Below are 22,639 nucleotides of genomic sequence, written 5' to 3'. Positions count from 1 at the left end.
TCTCCTGTTAAAAACCGGCTGCGCTGCCGTTGCTGCGCGGATCGAAAGCGCCTTCCAGCATGCCGCTGGTGTGGCGCACCACGGCGCCCGCATGACCCACTACTTCACTGAAGTCAGAGAGCAGCTCCACCTGATGGCCCAGCAGACGCAGCCGGGCCACCGTTTCCGGCGCCACGCGCGCTTCCAGTTTGAGTGAATCAGAGGCTTCGCCCCAGGTGCGGCCCAGCAGCCAGCGCGGCGCGCTGACCGCCTGCTGCAGCGGCATTCCCTGAATGACGTGACGGGTAAAAATGGCCGCCTGCGTCTGCGGCTGACCATCTCCCCCCATTGATCCATACACCATGACCCGGCCATCCTTCAGGCGGGCGGCGGCAGGATTAAGCGTGTGAAACGGCTGCTTGCCCGGCAGCAGGGCCAGCAGGTGATCGGGCTGCAGGCTGAACGCCGCGCCGCGATTCTGCCAGGTGATCCCGCTGCCAGGCAGCACCACGCCACTGCCAAATTCATGATAGATACTCTGAATAAACGAGACTGCCAGCCCGCTGCTGTCGATGGTGCCCATCCAGACGGTATCGCCCGGGCCACGGCCGGTGCCCCACGGCGCGGCGCGGTGGTCATCAATATTGGCCGCAAGGCTGGCAAGATGATCGGCATTGAGCAGCGCCTGCACGTCGGTATCGCTGTGGCGCGGATCGGTGATGTGCTGGTCACGCAGGCTGAACGCCTGTTTGGTGGCCTCCACAATCCGGTGCAGCGTCTGGGCTTCATCAGCCTGCGCCATGTTCAGGCGATCGGTAATCCCGAGGATCGCCAGCGACACCAGCCCCTGCGTCGGCGGCGTCATATTCCAGATATCGCCTTCGCTGTGCGCCAGGTGAAGCGGAGTACAGCGCCGGGCACGATGCTGCTGCAGATCGGTAAGCGTGACCGGCATACCCAGCGTGTGCATATCATCAGCCAGCGTCTGCGCCAGCCGGCCGCGATAAAAGCTCTCCAGCCCCTCTTCGCTCAGCTGGCTGAGCGTGGCCGCCAGTGCGGGCTGGGTAAAGCGGCTGCCCGGCTGTGGTGGCCGGCCCTCCGGCATAAACGTGGCGGCAAAGCCGGGCTGATGCTGCAGCTCAGGCGCTTTTGCAGCGGTGGCAGCGGCCTGCGAGGCGGTAACCGGTATGCCGTCGGCTGCATACCGGATGGCATCGCGCAGCAGGCGGTGCAGCGGCAGCGGCGCATTGCCCAGCTCCTGTGACACCGTCAGCGCCTCCTGCCAGCCGCTGACGGTGCCGGCCACGGTCAGCGCCGCTTCCGGTCCGCGATGCGGGATCGTCTGCCGGCCCTGATAAAAACTCACTGACGCCAGCGAGCCAGCTGCGCCGCTGGCATCAATCGCTATGGGTTCTCCCTCCGGCGGCACCACCAGCCAGAAGCCGTCGCCGCCCAGCCCGTTCATATGCGGATAGACCACCGCAATGGTTGCGGCAGCGGCCACCATCGCTTCGAGTGCGCTTCCGCCGTCGCGCAGCACGGCGAGAGCGCTTTCACTCGCCAGATGATGAGGGGTGACGACCATGCCCTGCGGGGCCATGTTGCTCTGAATCATAAGTGCTCTCAGCTGATATTCTGCTCACCTGAATCCGTCGCAGCAGCAAAACCCGCTGCGCGACAACATTCCCTGCTGAAACCTAAGCAAGAGCTGTTCCACTTTTTCTGTCGGCAGGCGCTGGATCGATTTATGCTAGAGCAGGGTGAAACGAAAGTTACAGGACAACGCATGAAACAACTCGATGAACGCTTGCGCAGCCAGTACGCTCAGCTGTCGCCTCAGGAGCAGCGCATTGCTGACTTTGTATTTGATCATTTTGATGATCTGATCAGCTACAACAGTGCCGAGCTGGCGCGGCTCAGCGGCGTCTCCAAGGCAACGGTAAGCCGGCTGTTCCGGCGTCTTGGCTATGAAAAATATAAAGATATGCGCGATGAGCTGCGTACCCTGCGGCAGAGCGGAATGCCACTCACTGATAACCGCGACGCGGTGCAGGGGAATACGCTGCTGGCGCGCCACTATAAGCAGGAGATGGCAAACCTGACGCAGTGGATCAACCGTATCGACAGTCAGCAGCTAAGTGACGTCATCGCCGCGCTGGGCAGCGCAAAACGCGTCTTTATCGTCGGTATGCGTAACGCGTATCCGGTGGCGCTGCACCTGCGCCAGCAGCTGCTGCAGGCGCGTGCTCATGTGGTACTGCTGCCGCAGCCGGGGCAGACGCTGGGCGAAGAGCTGGTGGATATTACCCCGGACGATATGGTGGTGGTTATGGCGTTCCGGCGACGTCCGCGCCTGCTGCGTCCGCTGATGCAGCAGCTGCAGCAGCGCGATATTCCGCTGCTGGCGCTCTCGGAGCCGCAGGCGCAGGGTATTCAGGGCGTGGCACGCTGGCAACTCTGCGCGCCGCTGGACAGCGTTTCTGCCTTTGACAGCTATGCTTCAGCCATGAGCCTGGTGAATCTGCTGGCGAATGCGCTGCTGCATGAGACCCTGGCGCAGGGACGGCAGCGTATTCATCAGATCGCCGATCTCTATCAGCATCTGGATGAGCTGGAACACCGATAACGGGCACTGAAACAGTGCGTCGCACCGTTTTGGTTCTCTGAAACGAATCGCGTTTTACCCGTTTTATCTCTGCTGTTAAGGGTTCAGCACCGGTTGTATAGCGGTTCCTTCGCGCCGCTGTGGTTGGCACATTAGTTGCACACACTGTTGATAAGAATCTTTTGTTTCATATTCAACACACCGGGGTGCACAATGAAAAATATTTTACTGGCGGTAGCGGGTGCGGCGCTTTTACTGGTTCAGGCGGGTAGTGCGCAGGCCGATCAGCTGCAGGATATTCAAAAGCGCGGAGTGCTCCGCGTCGCGGTGCCGCAGGATTTTCCGCCGTTTGGGTCAGTGGGCACCGATCTGCAGCCGCAGGGATATGATATCGATATGGCGCGCTACCTTGCTAAGCAGATGAAACTGAAGTTGCAGCTGGTGCCGGTCTCCAGTGCCAACCGCGTGCCTTATCTGCAGACGGATAAAGTCGATCTGGTGATCTCCAGCATGGGTAAAAATGCGGAACGGGAAAAAGTCATCGCTTTCAGTCGCGCCTATGCGCCCTTTTTCCTCGGGGTGTTCGGGCCGAAAGGTGAGGCGCTGAAGGATGCCGCCGCCCTGAGCGGCAAATCGATCGGCGTTACGCGCGGCGCCGTAGAAGATATGGTGCTGAGCGCAGCCGCGCCGAAAGATGCGCAGGTGAAGCGTTATGAAGATAACAACACCACGCTTTCTGCTTATCTCTCCGGCCAGGTGCAGTATGTGGCAACCGGCAATCTGGTGGTGGCGGCCATCACCCGACAGAACGCGGCAAAAGCGCCGGTGGCGCAGTTTATGCTCAAAGACTCTCCCTGCTTTATTGGCCTGAAGAAGAATGAGCCGGCGCTGAAAGCAGAAGTGGATACGCTGATTGAACAGGGGATTAAGGACGGTACGCTGAATAAGCTTTCGGAAGCGTGGCTGAAAGCGCCGCTGCCTGCCTCGCTCGGTGCCTGAATGATGGCGCAGCTTAATTTTGCTGAACTCTGGCCGTACTGGCCGGAACTGCTGGCCGGGCTGTGGGTTACCGTGCAGCTTACGGTGGTGGCTACGCTGGGTGGCGTCAGCCTCGGGATCGTCGGCGCAGCGCTGCGCAGCGGCAGGCCGGGCTGGGCCAGCCGCCTCTGGGGTGTCTATGTGGAACTGATCCGCAATACGCCGTTTGTGGTGCAGCTGTTTTTTATCGTGTTTGGCCTGCCGAACCTGGGGGTAAAACTCACCGCCGGAGAAGCGGCGCTGCTGGCGATGCTGATTAATCTCGGCGCCTACAGCACAGAGATCATCCGCGCCGGGATCCAGGTTACGCCGAAAGGACAGTGGGAGGCGGGGCGCGTGCTGGGTTTAAGCCGGATGCAGACTTTTGTGCGCGTGGTGCTGCCGCCCTCGCTGCAGCGCATCTATCCGGCCCTGGTCAGCCAGTGCATCATCGTTATGCTCGGCTCATCGGTGGTGTCGCAGGTCTCTTATGAGGAGCTGACCTTTGCGGCCAACCTGATTCAGTCACGCACGTTTCTGAGTTTTGAAGTCTACCTGGTGACCACGCTGCTCTATCTGGCGTTGTCAGTTGCGATGCGTCAGCTGCTGCTGGCGCTGGGGCGTAAGTGGTTTGGAGTAGAGCCGGCATGACGACATTTACCGACTGGGACATTCTGCGCAATTTGCTGCTGGCAGCCCGCTGGACGCTGCTGCTGTCGCTGGTGGCCTTCGCCGGCGGCACGCTGGTGACACTGCCGCTGCTGCTGCTGCGCCTGCTGAAAAAGCCATGGCTGACGCGGCTGATTCAGGGCTATACCGCGCTGTTTCAGGGTACACCGCTGCTGATGCAGCTGTTTCTCGCTTTTTTTGGCGTCGGGCTGTTTGGCGTGGATGTGGCGCCGTGGACCGCCGCCTCACTGGCGCTGACTTTTTATACCAGCGCCTTTCTGCTGGATATCTGGTACGGCAGCATACGCGCGCTGCCAAAAGGTCAGTGGGAGGCATCACGCTGTCTCGGCCTGAACTTCGGTCAGACGCTCTGCCGCGTCGTGGCGCCGCAGGCGATCCGCATCGGCATTGCGCCCACGGTGGGCTTTGCGGTGCAGGTGATCAAAGGCACCGCGCTGGCCTCCATTATCGGTTTTATCGAGCTGACGAAAGCCGGCACCATTTTAAACAACGTCACGTATCAGCCATTTAAAGTGTTTGGCCTGGTGGCGCTTGGCTACTTCCTGATGTGTTACCCGCTGTCGCGCTACAGCCAGTACCTGGAGAAAAAATTCCATGCCGCTCATCACCATTAATCAGGTTCAGAAATACTACGGCGAAAATCATGTCCTGAAAGGCGTTGATCTGGATATCGATAATGGCGAAGTGATCTCCATTATCGGCCGCAGCGGCTCTGGTAAGAGCACGCTGCTGCGCTGCATGAACGGGCTGGAGGGCTACCAGGAGGGCAGCATTAAACTGGGCGGCATGACCATTACGCATCGTGAGTCTCAGGCGCGTGAAATCAGCCGTTCGGTCGGCATGGTGTTTCAGAACTTCAATCTTTTTCCTCATATGACCGCGCTGGAGAATGTCATGCTGGCACCACGGCGCGTGCTGAAAAAAAGCGCCGCAGAGTGCCGGGTGCTGGCAACAAAGATGCTGGAAAAAGTGGGGCTGGGTGAGCGACTGGACTACTACCCGGCCAGCCTCTCCGGGGGACAGCAGCAGCGTGTGGCGATCGCCCGAGCGCTGGCGATGCAGCCAAAAGTGCTGCTCTGCGATGAGATCACCTCCGCACTCGATCCGGAGCTGGTGGGAGAGGTGCTGAAGGTACTGGAACAGCTGGCAGCAGAGGGGATGACGCTGATCCTCGTGACGCATGAAATGAATTTTGCCCGCGACGTGGGCGACCGGGTGGTATTTATGCATCAGGGGCGGGTATGGGAGCAGGGCAGCAGTAAAACGCTGTTTGCGCAGCCGCAGACCGCCGAACTGAAACAGTTTATCTCGACCGTACGCCTCTGAGCGTGGCCATTAAGGAATTCACTATGGATATTCATCAGTTTTCTCAGATCAATCCGCCGCAGCGTCTGCTGATGGGGCCGGGACCTATTAACGCTGACCCGCGCGTACTGCGCGCCATGTCGAGCCAGCTGCTCGGGCAGTACGATCCGGCGATGACGCACTACATGAATGAAGTCATGGCGCTTTATCGCGGCATTTTTTGCACCGAAAACCGCTGGACGCTGCTGATTGACGGCACCTCCCGCGCCGGCATTGAAGCGATTCTGCTCTCCGCTATCCGTCCCGGCGATCGGGTGCTGGTGCCGGTGTTTGGTCGGTTTGGTCATCTGCTGTGCGAGATCGCGCGGCGCTGCCGGGCGGAAGTGCACACCCTTGAAGTGCCCTGGGGCGAAGTGTTCTCGCCGGATCAGATCGAGGATGCGATCAAACGGGTGAAGCCGCGCCTGCTGCTGACGGTGCAGGGCGACACGTCAACCACCATGCTGCAGCCGCTGGCGGAACTGGGCGCTATCTGTCGCCGGTATGGCGTACTGTTCTACACCGATGCCACCGCCTCGCTGGCGGGCAATGCGCTGGAAACGGATGCCTGGGGGCTGGATGCGGTCTCGGCCGGCATGCAGAAATGCCTGGGCGGCCCGTCCGGTACCTCTCCCGTCACCCTGAGTCCGCAGATGGAGGAGATCATCCGCAAGCGCAAATGCGTGGAGGAGGGGATCCGCACCGCGGCGCATCAGGATGGCGATGACGAGATGATCTACTCCAACTATTTCGATCTCGGCATGATCATGGATTACTGGGGGCCGGAGCGGCTTAATCACCATACAGAAGCCACCAGCGCGCTGTTTGGCGCCCGCGAATGCGCGCGCATCATTCTGCAGGAGGGGCTGGATAACAGCATCGCCCGGCACAAACTGCACGGTGATGCGCTGCTGAAAGGTATTCAGGGCATGGGGCTGGAGACCTTTGGCGATCTGCAGCACAAGATGAACAACGTGCTGGGCGTCATCATTCCGCAGGGCGTGAACGGCGACCAGGTACGTAAACTGATGCTGGACGATTTTGGCATTGAGATTGGCACCTCATTTGGTCCGCTGCATGGCAAAGTGTGGCGCATTGGCACCATGGGCTATAACGCGCGCAAAGATTGCGTGATGCAGACCCTGAGCGCGCTCGAAGCGGTGCTGCAGCACTGCGGTTTCCGTACGCCGCAGGGCGCGGCGCTGCAGGCGGCCTGGGATCACTACGGGAGCCAGGCATGAGTGCACGCCAGATGAGCGCTGAAGAGGCGCAGTCGGCCGCCGCACGCATCATGGCGCGCTGTGATGCGCTGGCAACGATCAGTGAAGATGATGAGGCTCTGACGCGCGTTTATCTGTCGCCGGAACACCTGCGCGCTAACGCCTGCGTGGCGGAGTGGATGCAGGCGGCAGGTATGCGGACCTGGCAGGATGCGGTGGGTAACATCTGCGGCCGCTATGAGGCGGCCGAACCGGGCGCGGCGGCGCTGCTGCTCGGCTCTCACCTTGATACCGTGCGCAACGCCGGACGCTATGACGGTATGCTGGGCGTGCTGAGCGCGATTGAAACCGTGCAGTGGCTGCACGATCGCCGGCAGCGCCTGCCGCTGGCGGTAGAGGTAGCAGGCTTTGCGGATGAAGAGGGCACCCGCTTCGGCATTACGCTGCTGGGCAGCCGCGGGCTGACCGGCAGCTGGCCGGAGAGCTGGATCACGCATCCCGACGGCAACGGCATTACGGTTGCGGCGGCGATGCAGGATGCCGGACTGGATGCCGCACAGGTAAGCCTCGCGGCACGTCATGTCAGCGAGATCGCCGCCTATCTGGAGCTGCATATTGAGCAGGGCCCCTGTCTGGAGGAGGCGGATTTAGCTCTGGGCGTGGTCACCGCCATCAACGGCGCACGTCGTCTTAACTGCCGTTTCAGCGGTGAGGCGGGACACGCCGGCACGGTGCCGATGCTGTTGCGCAAAGATGCGCTGGCGGCTGCCGCCGAGTGGATATTGTTCATTGAGCAGGCCACGCAGGCGCCGCTGGTGGCGACGACCGGTACGCTCAGCTGTCAGCCCGGCGCGGTCAATGTCATTCCGGGAGAGGTGCAGCTGTCGCTCGATATCCGCGGTCCCCAGGATGAGCCGCTGGAGCGGCATCTGTCGCGACTGTTAACGCAGGCGCAGGCGATTGCGCTGCGGCGCGGCGTGAGTTTCAGCGCCAGCGAGTATTACCGTATTGCCGCCACGCCCTGCGATCAACGGCTGCAGCAGGCGCTGGGTGCGGCGGTAGAAACCGTACAGGGCCGCACGCTGGCCCTGCCAAGCGGGGCCGGTCATGATGCAATCGCCATGGCGGAGCGCTGGCCCGTTGGTATGCTGTTTGTACGTAACTACCGGGGTATCAGCCACCATCCGGCGGAGTCGGTGCAGGCGGATGATGTGGCGCTGGGCGTGCAGGCGTATCTGCAGGCCGTGACGCAGCTGGCGCAGGCATAAAGGAGCGGGCATGCAGCTGAATGAGTTTAACCAGGCGGATGAGGCTGATGCCCGTCAGGCGATCGCGCACTGCGTTGCCATTCCCGCCTGGCAGCAGGCGCTGGTGGCCGCGCGGCCCTATGCGACCCTGAGCGCGCTCGTCGGGCACGCGCAGCAGCTGGCGCAGCGGTGGCAACAGGCAGAGCTGGATCAGGCGCTTAGCGCGCATCCGCGTATTGGTGAAGCAGCACAGGGTACGGAACATGAAGCCACGCTGTCGCGCCGGGAGCAGGCTGCGATGCAGCAGGCAGATCGCGATCTGCAGCTGGCCATGCACGCGGGTAATCATGCCTATGAAGCCCGCTTTGGCCGGGTGTTTTTGATCCGGGCCAGCGGGCGCAGCGCCGCGCAGATGCTGGCAGAATTGCAGCGCAGGCTTAACAATAATAGAGAGTGCGAACAGCAGGAGACGCTGGCGCAGCTGCGGGAAATCACCCTGTTACGGCTTAAGGAGAGCATCATATGAGCACCATTACCACGCATATTCTTGATACCGCGCTGGGCACACCGGCCGCGGGTGTAGCCGTGTCACTGGAACAGAACAGTCCGGAAGGGTGGTTTCCGGTCAGCGAAGGAGAAACCGATCGTGACGGACGTATCTGCGATCTGACCCCGGACCCTCTGGCGCCCGGGCACTACCGGCTGACGGCAGAGATTGGCGACTATTTTGCCGCTGACGGGCGCGATGCACTCTATGTCAGTGCGCAGATCGACTTTGTTATCGGACGCGCGGGCAGCCACTATCATCTGCCGTTTCTGATCTCTCCCTGGTCCTGGTCCACCTATCGCGGCAGCTGATCGGCCGCGCTTCATTTTGTGCAGCCTGTCACAAAACTTCTTTTTAAAAGACAAAAGCTATCAAAGCTTTCGGTCCATCCAAATATATTCTGCTCCTGAGTGCCGCTATCTTAACCGCAAAACGTGAAGCCAATGGAGCCGAATAATGAGCACGCCAGACCATAACGATAATGCTGCAGCGTCCGGAAAATGTCCTTTTCATCATGGAGCGTCAGAAGAGAAGAGCGTGCTTGCACGCGGCGCCGGCAGCGGCACCTCTAACCGCGACTGGTGGCCTAATATGCTGCGGGTCGACCTGCTGAACCAGCACTCCAGCCGTTCTAATCCGCTGGATGAAAATTTCAGCTACCGCGAGGCGTTCAGCCAGCTTGACTACGCCGCGCTGAAAGCGGATATCCGTGCGCTGCTGACCGATTCACAATCCTGGTGGCCCGCCGACTGGGGCAGCTATATTGGCCTGTTTATTCGTATGGCGTGGCACAGTGCCGGCACCTACCGCACGATTGATGGCCGCGGCGGTTCCGGGCGCGGACAGCAGCGCTTTGCGCCGCTTAATGCCTGGCCCGATAACGTCAGCCTTGATAAAGCACGACGCCTGCTCTGGCCGGTAAAACAGAAGTATGGCCAGAAAATCTCCTGGGCCGATCTCTATATTCTGGCGGGTAACGTCTCCCTGGAGAACGCCGGTTTCCGTACCTTTGGTTTTGGTGCCGGTCGTGAGGATGTCTGGGAGCCGGATATGGATGTGGACTGGGGCCATGAAAAAGAGTGGCTGGCGCACCGTCATCCCGAGAGCCTCGCAAATGCGCCGCTGGGCGCAACCGAAATGGGCCTGATCTACGTCAACCCGGAAGGTCCGGAAGCGAGCGGCGATCCGCGCTCTGCAGCGCCGGCGATCCGCGCCACTTTCGGCAACATGGGCATGAACGACGAAGAGATCGTTGCGCTCATTGCCGGCGGCCATACGCTGGGCAAAACGCACGGGGCGGCGGCTGCCAGCCATCTGGATGTTGATCCTGAAGCCTCGCCAATTGAAGCGCAGGGCTTTGGCTGGCACAACAGCTACGGCAGCGGTGCCGGAGCGGATGCTATCACCTCCGGCCTGGAAGTGGTCTGGACGCAGACGCCAACCCAGTGGAGCAACTATTTCTTTGAGAACCTGTTCAAATATGAGTGGGTGCAGACGCACAGCCCGGCGGGTGCGATTCAGTTTGAAGCGGTGGACGCAGAAGCGATCATCCCCGATCCGTTTGATCCGGAGAAAAAGCGCAAGCCCACCATGCTGGTAACCGATCTGACGCTGCGCTTCGATCCGGAGTTTGAGAAGATCTCGCGTCGCTTCCTGAACGATCCGCAGGCGTTTAATGAAGCATTCGCCCGCGCCTGGTTTAAGCTGACTCACCGCGATATGGGACCCAAAGCGCGCTACCTCGGCCCGGAAGTGCCGAAAGAAGATCTGCTGTGGCAGGATCCGTTACCGCAGCCGGTGCATCAGCCCGGCGCTGATGATATTGCGCAGGCTAAAGCACAGATCGCCGCGTCGGGCCTGAGCGTCAGCCAGCTGGTTTCCGTGGCCTGGGCATCCGCTTCAACGTTCCGTGGCGGCGACAAGCGCGGGGGTGCTAACGGCGCGCGTCTGGCGCTGGCACCGCAGAACGGCTGGGCGGTCAATGCCGGTGTGGTAAGCGATGTGCTGCCGGTATTGCAGCAAATCCAGCAGGCATCCGGCAAACTCTCGCTGGCGGATACCCTTGTGCTGGCAGGCAGCGTCGGTATTGAACAGGCTGCTGCTGCTGCAGGCGTGGCGGTGCAGGTGCCGTTTATGCCGGGTCGCGTGGATGCGCGTCAGGATCAGACTGATAGTGAGTCGTTTAATGTGCTGCAGCCGCTGGCAGATGGCTTCCGTAACTATCGTCGCGTGCAGAGTGGCTCCTCAACGGAGACCCTGCTGCTGGATAAAGCGCAGCAGCTGACGCTGAGCGCACCGGAGCTGACGGCGCTGCTGGGCGGCCTGCGCGTGCTGGGCACCAATTATGACGGCAGCCAGCACGGTGTGTTTACCGATCGCCCGGGCGTGCTGAGCAACGACTTTTTTGTCAATCTGCTCGACATGCGCACCGCGTGGCGCGCCACCGATGAACGCGCTGAGCTGTTCGAAGGACGCGATCGCGAAAGCGGCGAAGTGAAGTATCACGCCACGCGCGCCGATCTGGTGTTCGGCTCTAACGCTATCCTGCGTGCGCTGGCTGAAGTGTATGCCAGCAGCGATGCGAAGCAGAAGTTTGTCCATGATTTCGTGGCGGCCTGGACAAAGGTGATGAACCTGGACCGTTTCGATCTCGCGTAATTACCCTGCGCTAAACCGCACCTGATAGATTTGAAAAAACAGAACCGGAAGCCTGGCGCTTCCGGTTTTTGCTTTTCTTCCCCGGCGTTACCGGTGCCGGCCCGCGGTTTATTCCAGCGTCCACGTATCTGCGTCGCGCCATGCCGGAAAGCGCTCGCGATACGTCTGCAGCGCGTCCAGCGACAGATCTGCATCCAGGCGTGCCGGGGTAAAGGGTTCAGCGGCTGCAAGGATCTCCCCCTGCGGTGAGATAATCTGGCTGTCGCCGCGGTAGCGGTGATGATTGCCGTCGCTGCCCACCCGGTTACAGCCGGCGACATACGCCTGATTTTCGATGGCACGTGCCATCAGCAGCGCCTGCCAGTGATGAGCGCGCGGTGCCGGCCAGTTGGCGACATAAAGCGCCAGATCGTAATCATTGCGGTTGCGGGAAAACACCGGAAAGCGCAGGTCGTAGCAAATCTGCGGCAGAATACGCCAGCCGCGCCAGTGAAAGAGTTCACGGCGTTCTCCCGGCAGATAGTGCTGATGCTCTTCCGCCATGCGAAACAGATGGCGCTTGTCATACTGATGCAGCGTACCGTCTGGCTCCACCAGCAGAAAGCGGTTTACCGCACCCGCTTCTGTCTGAATGGCCGCGCTGCCGCCGACCAGCGCATGGGTGGCCCGCGCGTGATGCTGCAGCCAGGTCACTACCTCCTGCTGCGGCAATGAAGCCTGCGCCGCTTCCATGGCAAAACCAGTGGTAAACATCTCTGGCAGCACAATCACATCGCGTCCGCTCAGGTTTTCCAGCAGCCGATCAAAATGACGCAGGTTAGCGGCGCCGTTCATCCAGCTCAGCGGCTGCTGCAGCAGGGTAATCTTTAAAGTTTGCACAGGCGCTCCGCGGCGGCGTCGAGCGTCGCCTCTTGTTTGGCAAAGCACAGGCGGATCAGCCGGTGCGGGAAAGGGTCAGCGCAGAACACCGACAGCGGGATAGCAGCGACGCCTGCTTCTTTGGTCAGCCACTCACAGAAGCTGACGTCATCCAGATCGGCGATCGCACTGTAGTCCAGCAGTAAAAAATAGGTGCCTTCACAGGGTAATACCTGAAAACGACTGGCCGCCAGCGCCTGTGTCAGACGATCGCGCCGGGCGCGGTAAAACGCAGAAAGCGTTCGGTAGTGTTCAGGCTGCTGACGCAGCATATCCGCCAGCGCCAGCTGGGCCGGGGTGTTGACGGAAAAAGTCAGGTACTGATGTACCTTGCGCAGCTCGGCGCTGATAGCGGGCGGCGCTACGGCGTAGCCCACTTTCCAGCCGGTCATATGATACGTCTTGCCAAATGAGGAGACGGTGACCGCGCGCTGGCGCAGCCCGGCATGTGCCAGCACGCTGGCGTGACCCGCCGCGCTGAAACAGATGTGCTCATACACCTCATCGCTCAGCACGTATATTTCCCGATCCGCAATCGCCTGCCACAGCGCCTCCAGATCGCTCTGCTGCCAGACGGTGGCAGAGGGATTGTGCGGCGTATTCAGGATCACCAGCCGGGTACGTGCGCTAAGCCGATCGCGAAACGCGGGCCACGCCACGCGAAACGCAGGCGGCTGCAGGGCGATACGCTGCATTACGCCGCCCGCCAGCGTCACCGCGGGCGCGTAGCTGTCGTAGCTGGGATCAAAGCAGATCACTTCGTCGCCCGGTCGCACCAGTGCGGTAATAGCCGCGTAGAGCGCTTCCGTCGCCCCGCTGGTCACGGTAATGTCGCTGCCGGCATCAGGCCGGTAGCCATATAGCTCTGCGGTTTTATCCGCTATCGCTTCGCGCAGTTCCGGCGTGCCGATCATCGGCGCATACTGATTGGCCCCCTGACTGACGTGATGCGCCAGCCGCGTCTGCAGCAGGGAGGGGCCGCTGAAATCAGGAAAGCCCTGGGAAAGATTGATGGCGCCGTGCCGGGCGGCAAGCGCGCTCATCTGCGTAAAGATCGTGGTGCCGGTCGCGGGAAGCTTGCTGTCAGGAATAAGATCAAGTGGCGTCATAGTAAGCTGGCCTTGCGCGTAAGCGGCGTGATAAGAAACCCTGTATTGCTGACACTATAATCAGGATGCTACTCTTTGGCAATCGAGACGCTTAGATGGCTAAACGCAGCTTTTACAGGAGCAGGTAATGGCACAACCTCATGACAACAGCGCTGCCGGCGAGGCGCTGGCGCAGACTTTGCTGGCGGCATCAACCGGGATAAATGACGGAGCGGCACGCCGCCTGACGGAACGGCTGTTCAACTGGCAGCCCGCGTCGGTGCCGGTTACACTGCAGGCGCTGGCGGCGGAACTGCAGCAGGATGAGGCGCTGCAGCAAATCCTCGGCGTACTGCGCTGGCGTTTTCTTACCCGCCCTGAAACACAGCTGCCTGAGCACGGCTGCGCTGCACCTGTCGGTTTCGCCGTCAGCGGGGCGTTAAGCGATCTGCTGATCCACTACTGCGCTGCCCCCGGCCAGCTGCCGCTGCGTGAAGCGGCCGATGCGCGTGAGCAGCACCTGCAGGCGGTGCAGCAGCTGTGGCGCGGTTTTACCACCGGCTTTCGTCGTCTGGCGGAGAGCGATGCGCTGTTCCGCTGGCCCGGATGCGACCAGCTGCTGCTGCAGTCAATCTGGCATGACGCCCTCGGCTACAGCGGTGCTGCGCTGATCCGGCGCAGCCTCAGCGCCACAACGCTCAGTGATTTCTCCGGTATCGATGATGAAGAGATGCGTAACGCCTGTCTGCACAGCGCGCTGGCGCTGGGGCGCACCCTGATGCTGGCCGCTGACCATATTGCGGATGAAGAGGCGCTGGTTGCCCGCATTCGCCAGGCCGCATAGGCGTCTGACAGAGGCAAAAAAAACGCCTCCGCAAGGAGGCGTCGGGCACCTGGTGTCGGGATTATGCCGCTTCGCTGGATCGCGCCTGCGGCCGGGGTTGTGGCTTCGGTGCGGCCAGCGCTTCCGGCACGAACTCATCCACATTAATGGCTTTCAGCCGGCTGGCTTCTGCGCGGATCAGCACCTGCGCTTCGCTCTCGTCGATCAGACCCTCCTTCAGCGCCCGCTGCGCCAGCGCATCAAGACGGGTAAAGGAGAGGTGCTTTTTCTGCTGCTGACAGAGGCGATCGTGGATCACTTCCGCCGCCATGACATCCTGCAGCGCCTGCTCCAGCTGACCTGCCGGGTTATGCTCAGCTGGCGTCAGATACTGACCGCGGCCAAGGCGGGAGCGGGTAGCAGAAGGCAGCTGCAGCAGCCTCGCCAGTTTATGGTCAAGTTTGTCTGACGGCGGCAGGCAGCGTTTGCCACCGGCGAAGATGGCCAGGCGCAGCGCTCCGGCAGTCAGCCGGTTCGGGAAGTTACGCAGCAGATCGTCCATCGCCACTTCGGCCTGGTGCAGCGCATCCTGCACGCCCCAGTGCACCAGCGGCAGATCGGCCTCATGGCGTCCCTCTTCGTCATAGCGTTTCAGCGTGGCGGACGCAAGGTACATCTGGCTCAGCACATCACCGAGGCGGGCAGAGATGCGTTCGCGTCGCTTCAGGCTGCCGCCGAGCACGGCCATGGAGATATCAGAGAGCAGCGCCAGGTTCGCGCTCAGACGATTAAGCTGCTGATAGTAGTGGCGCGTCGCGTCACGCGTCGGTGCGGCGCTGGTGCGGCCGTTGGTCAGGCCGAGCCAGAGGCTGCGTACTGCACTGCTGCCGACATGACCGATATGGCTGAACAGTGCATGGTCAAAACGGGAAAGATCGTTTTTCGCCGCTGCGTCCATCTCTTTCAGCACCCACGGATGGCAGCGGATAGCACCCTGACCAAAGATAATCATGCTGCGCGTCAGGATATTGGCGCCCTCAACCGTAATAGCGATAGGCGCTCCCTGATAGGCGCGGGCGAGGAAATTGTTATCCCCCAGCATGATGCCTTTGCCGCCCGCAATATCCATGGCGTCGATAATGGCGCGCTGACCGCGGTGGGTACAGTGATACTTCACAATCGCAGAGAGCACGGCCGGCTTTTCACCCTGCATAATGCCGGTGGTGATCAGCGTGGCGGCCGCGTCCATGACGTAAGCATTACCGGCAATGCGCGCCAGCGGCTCTTCAATACCTTCCATTTTGCCAATCGCCACTTTGAACTGACGGCGGATGTGCGCATAAGCGCCGGTGGCCAGCGCCACGCTTTTCAGGCTGCCGGTGGAGTTAGAAGGCAGCGTGATGCCGCGCCCGACCGAGAGGCACTCTACCAGCATGCGCCAGCCCTGGCCGGCCATCGCCGGACCGCCGATGATATAGTCAATCGGTACAAATATGTTGTTGCCGCGCGTCGGGCCATTCTGGAACGGCACGTTCAGCGGGAAGTGGCGATTACCAATCTCCACGCCCGGCGTATGGGTCGGGATCAGCGCACAGGTAATTCCCGGCTCCGGGTTATCGCCCAGCAGACCATCGGGATCGGAGAGTTTAAACGCCAGGCCCAGCACGGTAGCGACCGGGGCCAGCGTAATATAACGCTTGTTCCAGGTCAGACGCATACCCAGCACCTGCTGACCCTGCCACTCGCCCATACAGACCACACCGGTATCAGGAATGGCACCGGCATCGGAGCCCGCTTCCGGGCTGGTCAGGGCAAAGCAGGGGATCTCATCGCCGCGCGCCAGACGCGGCAGATAGTGATCTTTCTGCTCCTCAGTACCGTAGTGCTGCAGCAGCTCGCCCGGCCCCAGGGAGTTCGGGACGCCGACGGTAATCGCCAGAATACCGGAGACGCCAGCCAGTTTCTGCAATACGCGCGCCTGCGCATAAGCGGAAAACTCCAGTCCGCCATACTCTTTTTTAATGATCATGGCGAAAAAGCGGTGCTGCTTCAGATAGGCCCACAGCTCCGGTGGTAAATCGGCCAGCTCATGGGTAATCGCGAAGTCGTTTGCCATACGGCACGCTTCCTCAACCGGACCATCCAGAAACGCCTGCTCCTCTGCGGTGAGCTGCGGACGCGGGTAGTTGTGCAGCTTTTGCCAGTCCGGCTTGCCCTGAAACAGATCGCCTTCCCACCAGGTTGTGCCGGCATCGATCGCTTCCTGTTCGGTGCGCGACATCGGCGGCATAACCTTGCGAAAGCCCTGCAGAGCCGGTTTTGAAAACAGGCGCTGGCGCAGCGACGGCAGGTTAAATGGCAGCAGGATCAGCGCCAGCGGCAGCAGCAGCCAGCCGGTCCAGAGGCCGGTTAAGGCCATGGCAGCGGTCCAGAGCAGCAGGATGGCGCTGCTCAGACGCAGAGATATCTGATGATAAAAGAGGGCGCTAACCAGCAGTAGCGTCGCCACGATGGAAACCAGCAGCATAGTGAATCGCTCCGTAAGTAGTAAGAGGTCTGACCTGTTAGTGACAGGTTTAGAGCAGCCGGTCTTAATAAGCAATTCCTTTACATCACAATTACAACCAGGCTCACAAAATCATCGTAGCTGGCGCATTTATCGTCTGGTCGCGCAGTGAGAGAGGCGTTTTCCCTGCTGCCAGCGCTTTGCGCCCCTGTGGCATTCCGTTAAACTTGCCGGGTTAACCTCTCCTCTAAAGGACATCTCCTATGTATCAGGACATCATTCGCTCGGAACTCAACGAAGCTGCCGACACCCTGACCCGGTTTTTGAGTGACGACGCCAATATCCACGCCATTCAGCGTGCAGCGGTGCTGCTGGCGGACAGTTTCAAAGCGGGCGGAAAAGTGCTCTCTTGTGGTAACGGGGGATCACACTGTGACGCAATGCATTTTGCAGAAGAGCTGACCGGCCGCTATCGCGAAAACCGTCCCGGCTATCCGGCCATTGCAATTTCTGATGTCAGCCATCTCTCCTGCGTCAGCAACGATTTCGGCTATGACCATGTGTTTTCACGCTACGTGGAAGCGGTAGGGCGCGAAGGCGATGTGCTGCTGGGGCTCTCCACTTCCGGCAACTCCGCCAATATCATCAAAGCGATTGAGGCAGCGCGCGCGCAGGGAATGAAAGTCATTACCCTGACCGGCAAAGATGGCGGCAAAATGGCAGGCAGTGCGGATATTGAGATCCGGGTACCGCATTTCGGCTATGCCGATCGCATACAGGAGATCCATATCAAAGTGATCCACATCCTGATGCTGCTGATTGAAAAAGAGATGGTTAAGTAATTCACGCTGCCTTCCCGCATGCCGGGAGGGGTGAGAAGGGGGTAGCTATGTGCGAACTGCTCGGGATGAGCGCCAATGTCCCTACCGATATCTGCTTCAGTTTTACCGGGCTGGTACAGCGCGGCGGCGGTACCGGACCGCATAAAGATGGCTGGGGTATCGCCTTTTATGAAGGCAAAGGATGCCGCACATTCAAAGATCCGCTGCCGAGCGTAAACTCGCCGGTCGCCCGCCTGGTGCAGGAGTATCCGATCAAATCGCACTCGGTGGTTGCGCATATCCGCCAGGCAAACCGGGGCGAGGTCTCCCTGGAGAACACCCATCCTTTTACCCGTGAGCTGTGGGGCCGCAACTGGACTTACGCGCACAATGGACAGCTTAAAGGCTATCGCCAGCTCGACAGCGGCCACTTTCGCCCGGTGGGAGAGACTGACAGTGAAAAGGCGTTTTGCTGGATCCTCTCGCAGCTGCAGGCGCGCTATCCGCGGACGCCAGGAAACTGGCCCGCAGTGTTTCGCTACATTGCTGAACTTGCCGGTGAGCTGCGTGAAAAAGGCGTATTTAACATGCTGTTGTCAGATGGGCGCTATCTGATGGCGTTCTGCTCCACCAATCTTTACTGGATCACGCGGCGCGCGCCGTTTGGGAAAGCGCGTTTGCTGGATCAGGATGTGGAGATCGATTTCCAGCAGCAGACCACGCCACATGATGTGGTAACGGTTATCGCCACGCAGCCGCTGACCGGAAATGAAACCTGGCACCGGATAGCGCCAGGCGAGTGGGCGCTATTTTGCCTGGGTGAGCGCCAGGAATGATTTGGAGGCCGCGTCCGGTGTGGACAGTACCGGGGTGTTGTTCACCGCATACTGACCCGTAGCCGTGACGTTAACGCCGGGCGGCACGTGATATTTCGCAAAATAGGCGTAGCCCGGCTGCAGTTCGCGCCAGAAATCGATATAGCTTGAGTAGCGATGACGCTGCATATTGCTTTCCGTCATACGGAACGGATAGATATTCAGCTGCATCTCCTGCTGGCCGTTACGCAGGGCCGCATTAACATAGTTGAAAATCTCATCCATTGAACCGTTGGTCATGGCGTAGCAGCCCACGGAAACGCAGTCACCGTGAATCATCAGATAGTTGCCGTTATAGCCCTTGCTGCGATCGTACTGGTTAGGAAAACCGGTATTAATGGCGCGGTAAAAGCGGCTGTCGGGTTTCAGCTGATTAAGCTTAACGTTGTAAAAGCCTTCCGGACTTTTGAAGTCGCCCTGGCGGCGTTTGGGACCAAGTCCGCCGGAAAAATTACAGATGCGATAGCTGTCCAGCAGGCGATATTCATTGCCGATTTTGCCATAGAGTTCCAGCGTGCGCTCTTCTTTGAAAATCTGGATAAATACTGGCGTACCCAGCAGTTGTTTCTTTAACTCTTTGCTTACCGGAGCCAGCGGTTGTGCGGGTTCAGGTGTGATTGCCCAGCTAAGGACTGGCATAAGAATCATCGCGAACAGCAATGCGATTCTGCCCATTCTGTGTATACCTTGAAGTGAAGAAAAACTCAGACGCGCGGCGTCACTCAGTTGCATTATCGGAAATATCCGCTATCGCTGCGCAACATTAACATTGTCTGGCTTTTAATCAAGATAGCGGGCAAGAAAATGGCGCAAAGTTGTGATGTGCCGGGGAGTGAAACGCCTTTAAACGCGGCCGCGGTGCTGACGGAGATTGCTCAACGCCTTCGCTACTGTATACTTAGCCAGTGTCCGGAGGGGGTATGCGCAAAATCATTCATGTCGATATGGACTGCTTTTACGCAGCGGTTGAGATGCGTGACGATCCGTCGTTGCGGGATATCCCTATCGCCATTGGCGGCAACCGCGTTCAGCGCGGGGTCATCAGCACCGCTAACTATCCGGCGCGTAAATATGGCGTGCGCAGCGCCATGCCGACCTCGACTGCGCTGCGTCTCTGTCCGCACCTGCGTCTGCTGCCAGGGCGCTTTGACGCCTACAAAGAGGCCTCGCGGCAGATCCGCGAAATCTTCCTCCGCTACACGCCGCTGATTGAACCGCTTTCGCTGGATGAAGCCTATCTGGATGTTACCAGCAGTCCGCACTGTCAGGGATCGGCCACGCTGATGGCGCAGGCGATTCGCGCAGATATTCTGCGTGAAACCGGGCTGACCGCATCGGCAGGTATCGCGCCGATCAAATTTCTGGCAAAAATTGCCTCTGACCTCAATAAGCCTGACGGCCAGTATGTGATCACCCCGCAGGCGGTGCCGGCGTTTCTGCATGAGCTGCCGCTCAGTAAGATCCCGGGCGTGGGCAAAGTGGCGACCAAAAAGCTGGAGGAGATGGGGCTGCGTACCTGTGCTGACGTGCAGCAGGCCGACCTGTCGCTGCTGCTGAAACGCTTTGGTAAATTTGGTCGCTCGCTCTGGGAACGCAGCAACGGTGTTGATGACCGCGAAGTGATCGTCGAACGCGAACGGAAATCGCTGGGGGTTGAGCGCACGCTGCCGGAGGATATTCACCACTGGGAGCAGTGTTTGCCCATTATCGACTATCTCTATGCGGAGCTGGATCGCCGTCTGGGTACCATCCGGCCAGATAAACAGATCGCCCGGCAGGGGGTAAAATTCAAGTTCAGCGACTTCCAGCAAACCACGCAGGAGCACGTCTGGGCGGTGCTGAATAAAGAGGATATGGTAGCGGTGGCGCGTCAGGTCTGGGAGGCGCGTCGGGCAGAACGCGGGGTAAGGCTGGTGGGACTGCACGTTACGCTGGTGGACCCGCAGCTTGAGCGTCAGCTGCTGCTGGGGCTGTGAAATCTCCCCCGCCCGGTAGCGGGCAGGGGAGCGGCATAAATTACGCTTTTGCCGGGATCGCGTTCAGCAGCGCAGTGAGTAGCTTCCAGTAAAGGCCAACGCTTTCAATATGCACCTGCTCATCCGGCGAGTGCGGGCCGGTAATGGTGGGTCCGATAGAGACCATATCCATATGCGGATACGGTTTCTTGAACAGGCCACACTCCAGACCGGCATGGATCACCTGAATGTTTGGCGTTTTGCCAAACAGCGCTTCGTAGGTAGTGCGCGTCAGCGCCATTACCGGCGAATCAGCGTCGGGCTGCCAGCCCGGATAGCCGCCTTTCGGTGCGGTCTGCGCGCCCGCCAGCGCCCCCAGCGAGGTCAGCGTCTCTACTACCCACTCCCTGCCCGTATCGATCAGCGAGCGAATCAGGCAGATGATTTCAGCGTTAGCCTGATCCATGCTGACCACGCCAACGTTCAGCGAGGTTTCCACCACGCCTTTCGCCACGTCTGAATTACGGATCACGCCGTTAGGGGTACTGTTCAGCAGGTTGATAAAGCGATCGCGGCACTCAGCGCTCAGCGCCTCCGCCTGCTGCGCCACCGGCTCAGTCTGCAGCACGATATGCTTTTCCTTGCTGCCGAGTTCATTGAGCAGCACGGCCTGGAAGTGCAGCGCCGCAGATTTCAGCGCATCCACTTTGTGGCTTTCCACGGCCAGCGTGGCAAAGGCTTCACGCGGGATGGCGTTACGCAGCGTGCCGCCGGTAAAGTCGATCAGACGCAGATCCAGCTCGCGGGCATGGGCGGCGAGAAAACGCGCCAGCAGCTTGTTCGCGTTGCCGAGACCCAGATGGATATCCGCGCCGGAATGGCCGCCTTTCAATCCTTTGAGCGTCAGCTTCAGCGTTTCAAAGCCGGCCGGAACCGCTTCACGGCTCAGCGGCAGCGTGGTAATGAAGTCGATGCCACCCGCGCAGCCCATGTAGATCTCACCCTCTTCTTCAGAGTCGGTGTTGATCAGGATTTCCGCCTGCAGCCAGTCCGGCTGCAGGCCAAACGCGCCATCCATGCCCGACTCTTCGGTCATGGTCAGCAGCACTTCCAGCGGGCCGTGCGTCAGGCTGTTGTCAGCCAGTACCGCCAGCGCTGACGCCATGCCGATGCCGTTATCTGCACCCAGCGTGGTGCCGCGCGCTTTCACCCACTCACCGTCAACCCATGGCTGAATCGGATCTTTAGTGAAATCGTGAGCGGTATCGTTATTTTTTTGCGGCACCATATCCAGGTGCGCCTGCAGCGCAACCGGCGTGCGGTTTTCCATGCCTGGCGTGGCAGGTTTACGGATCAAAATATTGCCGACCCGATCGCGCTCGACCCAGAAATTCTGCTCTTTGGCCCAGCTGACCACATATTCAGCCAGCGCCTCTTCATGATAAGAAGGGTGTGGAATAGAGCAGATTTTGGCGAAGATATCCCACAGCGGCTGCGGGGAGAGTTGAGACAATTCAGACACAACGCGTCTCCTGTATCAGCGTGGCGGACAGGCCGCTCGCACGCAGTTTTCGGTTAAAGATCGCCGTCAGCTCATCTGACGTGATGAGTCAGAGAATATCACCCTTTATTCGCAGGCGCGTCATCAGGCGCGCTAAAAACCTGCAACCAGTCTCTCCGATGCTGGTTTTTAACGCGCCAGATCCTTATAATCTCGCGCAACCTTTTCCCCCTTGCATATTTTTAAGCCACTTTTGGTGGTTGGGATTCCTTTTATGAGCGAAAAATACGTCGTAACCTGGGACATGCTGCAGATTCATGCCCGTAAACTGGCCCAGCGCCTGCTTCCTGTGGAACAGTGGAAAGGTATCATCGCGGTAAGCCGCGGTGGTCTGGTTCCGGCATCACTGCTGGCGCGTGAGCTGGGTATTCGCTACGTCGATACCGTCTGCATCTCCAGTTACGATCACGATCACCAGCGCGAAATGAAAGTGCTGAAGCGCGCCGAAGGCGACGGTGAAGGCTTTATCGTTATTGACGACCTGGTCGACACCGGCGGCACCGCGCAGGCGATCCGTGATATGTATCCAAAAGCGCGTTTCTGCACTATCTTCGCCAAGCCTGCCGGCCGCGCGCTGGTGGATGACTATATTGTGGATATTCCGCAGAACACCTGGATTGAACAGCCGTGGGATATGGGCGTGGTCTATATTCCGCCCATCGTCAAAAGCTGATTGATGCAACGCAAACAACGCCCGGTTAAGCCGGGCGTTGTGCTATTCGCGCCTCGCGCAGCGGGGGCGGGTGAAGTAAACTCATAGCCATCTATGCGACTGCCGCAGGAGA

21 protein-coding genes are annotated in these 22,639 nt (G+C 59.9%); 15 read left to right on the top strand and 6 right to left on the bottom strand.

Translation table 11 applies throughout. The features are described from left to right. Window positions 1-7: 7 nt before the first annotated feature. The gene (locus tag B3041_RS11235; protein WP_292972632.1) at window positions 8-1,594 is read right to left on the bottom strand and encodes a gamma-glutamyltransferase family protein; all 1,587 of its coding nucleotides are present in this window, start codon (window positions 1,592-1,594) and stop codon (window positions 8-10) included. Between the two features lie 171 nt (window positions 1,595-1,765). Here B3041_RS11235 and hpxU point away from each other — a divergent pair, with 171 nt between their 5' ends. The 10 genes from hpxU (at window position 1,766) to katG (ending at window position 11,307) form a co-directional block, all read left to right on the top strand. Continuing rightward, window positions 1,766-2,605, top strand: coding sequence for a MurR/RpiR family transcriptional regulator HpxU (gene hpxU / locus B3041_RS11230; RefSeq protein ID WP_065650051.1), 840 nt, complete (start codon window positions 1,766-1,768; stop codon window positions 2,603-2,605). A gap of 192 nt (window positions 2,606-2,797) precedes the next feature. Continuing rightward, window positions 2,798-3,583, top strand: a complete 786-nt coding sequence (locus B3041_RS11225; protein ID WP_065650050.1) for a transporter substrate-binding domain-containing protein — start codon at window positions 2,798-2,800, stop codon at window positions 3,581-3,583. After that, window positions 3,584-4,252, top strand: coding sequence for an amino acid ABC transporter permease (locus B3041_RS11220; RefSeq protein WP_065650049.1), 669 nt, complete (start codon window positions 3,584-3,586; stop codon window positions 4,250-4,252). Then, window positions 4,249-4,905, top strand: coding sequence for an amino acid ABC transporter permease (locus B3041_RS11215; RefSeq protein ID WP_065650048.1), 657 nt, complete (start codon window positions 4,249-4,251; stop codon window positions 4,903-4,905). Before B3041_RS11220 ends, B3041_RS11215 begins: the two co-directional genes overlap by 4 nt. Further along, window positions 4,886-5,617, top strand: coding sequence for an amino acid ABC transporter ATP-binding protein (locus B3041_RS11210; protein WP_065650047.1), 732 nt, complete (start codon window positions 4,886-4,888; stop codon window positions 5,615-5,617). The genes B3041_RS11215 and B3041_RS11210 overlap by 20 nt, the downstream gene beginning before the upstream one ends. Before the next feature lie 23 nt (window positions 5,618-5,640). Further along, complete coding sequence (locus B3041_RS11205; protein WP_065650046.1) at window positions 5,641-6,876, top strand: pyridoxal-phosphate-dependent aminotransferase family protein; 1,236 nt, start codon at window positions 5,641-5,643, stop codon at window positions 6,874-6,876. Continuing rightward, complete coding sequence (hpxK, locus tag B3041_RS11200) at window positions 6,873-8,123, top strand: allantoate amidohydrolase (RefSeq protein WP_065650045.1); 1,251 nt, start codon at window positions 6,873-6,875, stop codon at window positions 8,121-8,123. The genes B3041_RS11205 and hpxK overlap by 4 nt, the downstream gene beginning before the upstream one ends. 10 nt (window positions 8,124-8,133) lie before the next feature. Continuing rightward, window positions 8,134-8,628 (top strand): 2-oxo-4-hydroxy-4-carboxy-5-ureidoimidazoline decarboxylase, encoded by a 495-nt coding sequence (gene uraD / locus B3041_RS11195; RefSeq protein ID WP_065650044.1) that lies wholly within the window; start codon window positions 8,134-8,136, stop codon window positions 8,626-8,628. Further along, entirely contained in the window at window positions 8,625-8,960 is a 336-nt protein-coding gene (gene uraH, locus B3041_RS11190; RefSeq protein ID WP_065650043.1) for a hydroxyisourate hydrolase, read from the top strand. The genes uraD and uraH overlap by 4 nt, the downstream gene beginning before the upstream one ends. A 145-nt stretch (window positions 8,961-9,105) precedes the next feature. Beyond that, window positions 9,106-11,307: a catalase/peroxidase HPI gene (katG, locus tag B3041_RS11185; RefSeq protein ID WP_065650042.1), complete on the top strand. Its 2,202-nt coding sequence runs from the start codon at window positions 9,106-9,108 to the stop codon at window positions 11,305-11,307. A gap of 108 nt (window positions 11,308-11,415) precedes the next feature. Here katG and B3041_RS11180 read toward each other — a convergent pair whose 3' ends face one another. Further along, entirely contained in the window at window positions 11,416-12,186 is a 771-nt protein-coding gene (locus B3041_RS11180) for an amidohydrolase (protein ID WP_292972621.1), read from the bottom strand. Further along, the gene (locus B3041_RS11175) at window positions 12,174-13,334 is read right to left on the bottom strand and encodes a pyridoxal phosphate-dependent aminotransferase (protein WP_292972618.1); all 1,161 of its coding nucleotides are present in this window, start codon (window positions 13,332-13,334) and stop codon (window positions 12,174-12,176) included. The genes B3041_RS11180 and B3041_RS11175 overlap by 13 nt, the downstream gene beginning before the upstream one ends. Before the next feature lie 127 nt (window positions 13,335-13,461). Between B3041_RS11175 and B3041_RS11170 the strand changes: the two genes are divergently transcribed. Then, a complete protein-coding gene (locus B3041_RS11170) occupies window positions 13,462-14,157 on the top strand; it encodes a hypothetical protein (protein WP_292972615.1) in 696 nt (231 codons plus the stop codon). Window positions 14,158-14,218: 61 nt separating this feature from the next. Here B3041_RS11170 and fadE read toward each other — a convergent pair whose 3' ends face one another. Continuing rightward, window positions 14,219-16,663, bottom strand: coding sequence for an acyl-CoA dehydrogenase FadE (gene fadE / locus B3041_RS11165; RefSeq protein WP_292972612.1), 2,445 nt, complete (start codon window positions 16,661-16,663; stop codon window positions 14,219-14,221). A 242-nt stretch (window positions 16,664-16,905) separates the two neighbouring features. Between fadE and lpcA the strand changes: the two genes are divergently transcribed. Beyond that, the gene (gene lpcA, locus B3041_RS11160) at window positions 16,906-17,484 is read left to right on the top strand and encodes a D-sedoheptulose 7-phosphate isomerase (protein WP_065650032.1); all 579 of its coding nucleotides are present in this window, start codon (window positions 16,906-16,908) and stop codon (window positions 17,482-17,484) included. Window positions 17,485-17,531: 47 nt separating this feature from the next. Beyond that, window positions 17,532-18,299, top strand: a complete 768-nt coding sequence (locus B3041_RS11155) for a class II glutamine amidotransferase (RefSeq protein ID WP_150018573.1) — start codon at window positions 17,532-17,534, stop codon at window positions 18,297-18,299. On the opposite strand, the gene dpaA is transcribed toward B3041_RS11155, so the two are convergent. Continuing rightward, window positions 18,270-19,013: a peptidoglycan meso-diaminopimelic acid protein amidase gene (dpaA, locus tag B3041_RS11150; protein WP_065650030.1), complete on the bottom strand. Its 744-nt coding sequence runs from the start codon at window positions 19,011-19,013 to the stop codon at window positions 18,270-18,272. The genes B3041_RS11155 and dpaA overlap by 30 nt on opposite strands. 245 nt (window positions 19,014-19,258) lie before the next feature. Here dpaA and dinB point away from each other — a divergent pair, with 245 nt between their 5' ends. Then, a complete protein-coding gene (dinB, locus tag B3041_RS11145) occupies window positions 19,259-20,314 on the top strand; it encodes a DNA polymerase IV (RefSeq protein WP_292972600.1) in 1,056 nt (351 codons plus the stop codon). A 40-nt stretch (window positions 20,315-20,354) separates the two neighbouring features. Here dinB and pepD read toward each other — a convergent pair whose 3' ends face one another. Continuing rightward, a complete protein-coding gene (gene pepD / locus B3041_RS11140) occupies window positions 20,355-21,815 on the bottom strand; it encodes a beta-Ala-His dipeptidase (protein WP_065650028.1) in 1,461 nt (486 codons plus the stop codon). Between the two features lie 253 nt (window positions 21,816-22,068). Between pepD and gpt the strand changes: the two genes are divergently transcribed. After that, window positions 22,069-22,527, top strand: coding sequence for a xanthine phosphoribosyltransferase (gene gpt / locus B3041_RS11135; RefSeq protein WP_007887137.1), 459 nt, complete (start codon window positions 22,069-22,071; stop codon window positions 22,525-22,527). Window positions 22,528-22,639: the final 112 nt, after the last annotated feature.

Source organism: Pantoea sp. UBA4549, assembly GCF_002387285.1.
Lineage (GTDB): Bacteria > Pseudomonadota > Gammaproteobacteria > Enterobacterales > Enterobacteriaceae > Pantoea > Pantoea borealis.
Note: the sequence above shows the minus strand (reverse complement) of the source record. Positions and strands in the feature narration are given on the sequence as shown.